5 protein-coding genes are annotated in these 3,944 nt (G+C 63.6%); 1 reads left to right on the top strand and 4 read right to left on the bottom strand.

What is annotated here, in order from left to right:
- Positions 1-67: 67 nt before the first annotated feature.
- The 4 genes from ACW9I6_RS31240 to ACW9I6_RS31225 are packed head-to-tail and all read right to left on the bottom strand — an operon-like array spanning position 68 to position 2,873.
- Positions 68-787, bottom strand: coding sequence for a PA5502 family lipoprotein (locus tag ACW9I6_RS31240; protein WP_003214825.1), 720 nt, complete (start codon positions 785-787; stop codon positions 68-70).
- Between the two features lie 37 nt (positions 788-824).
- Positions 825-1,613, bottom strand: coding sequence for a zinc ABC transporter permease subunit ZnuB (gene znuB / locus ACW9I6_RS31235; protein WP_003214823.1), 789 nt, complete (start codon positions 1,611-1,613; stop codon positions 825-827).
- Entirely contained in the window at positions 1,606-2,391 is a 786-nt protein-coding gene (gene znuC, locus ACW9I6_RS31230; RefSeq protein ID WP_177009003.1) for a zinc ABC transporter ATP-binding protein ZnuC, read from the bottom strand. Before znuC ends, znuB begins: the two co-directional genes overlap by 8 nt.
- A complete protein-coding gene (locus ACW9I6_RS31225) occupies positions 2,391-2,873 on the bottom strand; it encodes a Fur family transcriptional regulator (protein WP_003214819.1) in 483 nt (160 codons plus the stop codon). The genes znuC and ACW9I6_RS31225 overlap by 1 nt, the downstream gene beginning before the upstream one ends.
- Positions 2,874-2,931: 58 nt before the next feature.
- On the opposite strand from ACW9I6_RS31225, the gene ACW9I6_RS31220 reads away from it, so the two are divergent.
- Positions 2,932-3,861, top strand: a complete 930-nt coding sequence (locus tag ACW9I6_RS31220) for a zinc ABC transporter substrate-binding protein (protein ID WP_008439631.1) — start codon at positions 2,932-2,934, stop codon at positions 3,859-3,861.
- The last annotated feature ends 83 nt before the right edge of the window (positions 3,862-3,944 follow it).

The raw sequence follows: 3,944 nt of genomic DNA, 5'->3' as shown, positions 1-3,944 counted from the left end.
CACATTTGACCGCATTCCAAAGTTGGAACTCGGTTAAATGTGGGAGCGGGCTTGCTCGCGAATGGCGTTATTCAGTCTTACGCGGAATCAGCACGACCTGCGCCGGAACCTTCTTCAGGATCTGCCGGTGAATCTTCAGGTCATACCCCGAATCGATGCGCTTCACCCGTTTGGTCAGCAACGTGGCCAGCCATGGGTAATCTTCGGTGCGCGGTGCCTGGATGCTCACATCGCACTGGTAATTCACCACATCGGTGGCGATCTCATCCAGTTGATGGCGCAGCGCCTCGATATCGGTGAGGTTCAGCGCAACCGTAGTGCTTGGCGCTGCCGGGTCGATGACCTTGGCCGGCGGCTTGGCTTCGGCGGCTTTCAGGGCGGCCTCGGCTTTGTCCAGCTCGACTTTACGGGCATGGGCGATCGCACTGTTGACGCCACCGGTCAGCGCCGGAGCCTTGGGCATCAATGCCCGTGCGCGGCTCAGGGCCGTCGCGGCAGCGTTGACATCACCCTTTTGCAGGACGATCTGGCTGCGCTGCAAATAGGCTTCGGCCAGTTGGCGCTGATAAGGCTCCAGCGCCGGGTCGTTGGGCGACTGGGCCTGCAAGGCGGCCAGCTCGTCTTCGGCGGTGGCCAGTTCACTGCTGGCGAGGTTTTGCTCCAGCTGTGCGATGGCCGCAGCACGTGCGTCCGGCGCCTGGGGGGCGGCGGGCGGGGTGCTTTGGCAGGCGCCCAGCAGCAAGGAAAATGCGGCAAGGAGCAGATAACGGGCGTTGAACAGCTTCATTCCTGCGACTCTCTAATTGCGCAAAAAGCGAGCAAGTCTACACCCCACGACGGGGCAGGACAAAACTCAGCAGAAACAGGGCGGCCGCCGTGACCACAATCGACGGCCCGGCCGGGGTGTCCTTGAACCAGGACAGCGCCAGGCCACCACACACCGCGAGCATCCCCAGAAGGCTGGCGCCGAGCGCCATTTGCTCCGGCGAGCGGGCGTGACGCTGGGCCGCAGCAGCCGGGATGATCAGCAGCGATGTGATCAACAATACGCCGACAATCTTCATCGCGACAGCGATCACCACGGCGATCAGCAGCATCAGGGTCATGCGCAGCGCCGCCACGGGCAAGCCTTCGACGGTGGCCAGTTCTTCGTGAACGGTGATCGCCAGCAGCGGGCGCCACAGCGTCACCAGCAGCACCAGCACTGCCGCGCTGCCGCCTAGAATCCACGCCAGGTCGGTGGGGCTGATCGCCAGCAGGTCGCCGAACAGGTAGGCCATCAGGTCGATGCGCACTTCATGCATGAAGCTCAGCACCACCAGGCCCAGGGACAAGGTGCTTGGGGCCAGGATGCCCAGCAGGGTATCGGAGGCCAGAGGCTGACGCTGTTGCAGGGTCACCAGCAGCACAGCCAGCAGCAGGCAGCCGACGGTGACGGCAATGGTCGGGCTCACATCCAGCAGAAATCCCATGGCCACGCCCAGCAGCGCAGCGTGGGACAGGGTGTCGCCAAAATAGGCCATGCGCCGCCAGACCACGAACGAGCCCAGTGGGCCCGCCACCAGCGCCAGAGCCAAGCCTGCCAGCAGGGCGTAGAGCAGAAAATCAGCCATGCTTGCAGCTATCTCCATGAACGTGGGTGTGGGATGCGGTGGAGTCATCGACTACAGCGCCATGCAGGTCATGGGCGTGGTCGTGATGGTGGTGGTAGATCGCCAGGCTCTGGGCGTTCTTGCCGAACAGCTCGACAAAAGCCGGATCGCCGCTGACCTGTTCCGGGTGGCCGGAACAGCACACGTGACGATTGAGGCACACCACCTGGTCGGTGGTGCTCATCACCAGGTGCAGGTCGTGGGAGACCATCAGCACGCCGCAACCATGGCGGTCCCGCAGGCGGGTGATCAGGCTGTACAGCTCGGCCTGGCCGGCGACGTCGACGCCCTGTACGGGTTCATCCAGTACCAGCAATTCCGGCTCGCGCAGCAGGGCGCGGGCCAGCAGCACGCGCTGCATTTCGCCGCCGGAGATGCTTTGCACCGGGCTGTCGATCACCTGTTCGGCGCCCACTTCCTTGAGGGCGGACTGTGCGCGGGCACGGTCGACACCGGGCACCAGGCGCAGGAAGCGCAGCACCGAGAGGGGCAAGGTCGGGTCCACATGCAGCTTCTGCGGCATGTAGCCGACCCGCAGCCTCGGCTTGCGCCACACGCTGCCGCTGTCGGGCTTGAGCAGGCCGAGTACGGCGCGCACCAGGGTGGTCTTGCCGGCACCGTTGGGGCCGATCAGCGTGACGATCTGACCTGGCTCGACGCTCAGGTCGATGTTGTCCAGCACGTTTTGCCCGGCGAACGTGACCCCGACCTGCTCCAGGCGGATTAACGCAGTGCTCATCAAGCCCCCTGGCAGCCCGAGCACACACCGACGACTTCGACGGTTTGCCCTTCGACCTTGAAGCCGACGTCGCCGGCGCTCTTGATGATGCTGTCGCTGATGCTTTTTTGCTCAAGTTCGATGGCGGCGTGGCACTCGCGGCAAATCAGGAACTGGCCCTGGTGCGCGTGTTCCGGGTGGTTACAGCCGACAAAGGCGTTGAGCGATGAGATGCGGTGCACCAGGCCGTTGTCCAGCAGGAAGTCCAGCGCGCGGTACACCGTGGGCGGCGCGGCGCGGCGGCCATCCTGCTCGCTGAGCACGCCGAGGATGTCGTAGGCACCCAGCGGCTTGTGGCTTTGCCACACCAGCTCCAGCACCCGGCGACGCAGGGCGGTCAGGCGCAGGCCTTGGCGCGCGCACAAGGCGTCGGCCTCTGACAGTGCGCTGTGCACGCAGTGAGAGTGGTCATGGGGACGGCTGGCAAGCGGTGTTTTAGGCATGAGCGGCGACAGATATTTGTGAGAGACGTTATTATGTTACCTGTTCCTGCCTCCTTGAGTGGTCATCGTGTCCAGACTTTTTCCCGTTTTTGTCGTATTTGTCACCAGTTTGCTGCTTGCCGGTGCCGCTCAGGCGGAGGTTCGGGTGCTGACCAGTATCAAACCGTTACAACTGATTGCTGCTGCTGTGCAGGATGGCGTGGCGATTCCCGAGGTATTGCTGCCGCCGGGCGCTTCGCCGCATAACTATGCGTTGCGCCCTTCCGACGTACGGCGCGTGCAGTCGGTGGACCTGCTGTATTGGATCGGCCCGGACATGGAAAGCTTTCTGCCGCGTGTCTTGAAAGGCCGCAGCTTGCCGACGGTGGCGGTGCAGGACCTTCCGGGAATGAAACTGCGTCGGTTCGCCGAAGATAGCCACTCCCATGCTGAAGATGCCGACGAACATGATCATGACCATCGCCCGGGCAGCCTGGATGCGCATTTGTGGCTGTCGACGGTCAACGCCCGGGTGATTGCGAACCGCATGGCGGCGGATCTCAGCGCTGCCGACCCAGCGAACGCCGAGCGTTACCAGAGCAACGTGAAGGCCTTTGATGGCCGTATGGATGCACTGGACGCGCGCTTGAAGGCACGTATGGCGGACGTCGCCGGCAAGCCGTACTTCGTGTTCCATGAAGCCTTCGATTACTTCGAAGATGCCTACGGCCTCAAGCACACCGGGGTGTTCAGTGTGGCCGCAGAAGTGCAGCCGGGTGCCCAGCATGTGGCAGCGATGCGTACGCGTTTGCAGGAAGTGGGCAAGACTTGTGTGTTCAGCGAGCCGCCGTTGCGCCCGCGCCTTGCGGAAACGCTGGTGGCGGGTTTGCCGGTGAAGCTGGCGGAGCTGGATGCGTTGGGCGGCTACACGCCGGCCTCCGCCCAGGGGTATGAGCAGGTGCTGGAGAAGCTGGGGAATGACCTGGCTGGGTGCCTGGAGTCGCTCTGACAGACGCCGCATAACCACTGTGGGAGCGGGCTTGCTCGCGAATGCGGTGGATCAGTCAGCGCATCTGGTGACTGAAACTCCGC

This window comes from Pseudomonas sp. SDO5522_S412 (genome assembly GCF_054071215.1).
Note: the sequence above shows the minus strand (reverse complement) of the source record. Positions and strands in the feature narration are given on the sequence as shown.

Excerpts from the sequence above, each read along its gene's own strand:
- ACW9I6_RS31240 (WP_003214825.1), bottom strand. The coding sequence starts at position 787 with ATGAAGCTGTTCAACGCCCGTTATCTGCTCCTTGCCGCATTTTCCTTG.
- znuB (WP_003214823.1), bottom strand. The coding sequence starts at position 1,613 with ATGGCTGATTTTCTGCTCTACGCCCTGCTGGCAGGCTTGGCTCTGGCG.
- znuC (WP_177009003.1), bottom strand. The coding sequence starts at position 2,391 with ATGAGCACTGCGTTAATCCGCCTGGAGCAGGTCGGGGTCACGTTCGCC.
- ACW9I6_RS31225 (WP_003214819.1), bottom strand. The coding sequence starts at position 2,873 with ATGCCTAAAACACCGCTTGCCAGCCGTCCCCATGACCACTCTCACTGC.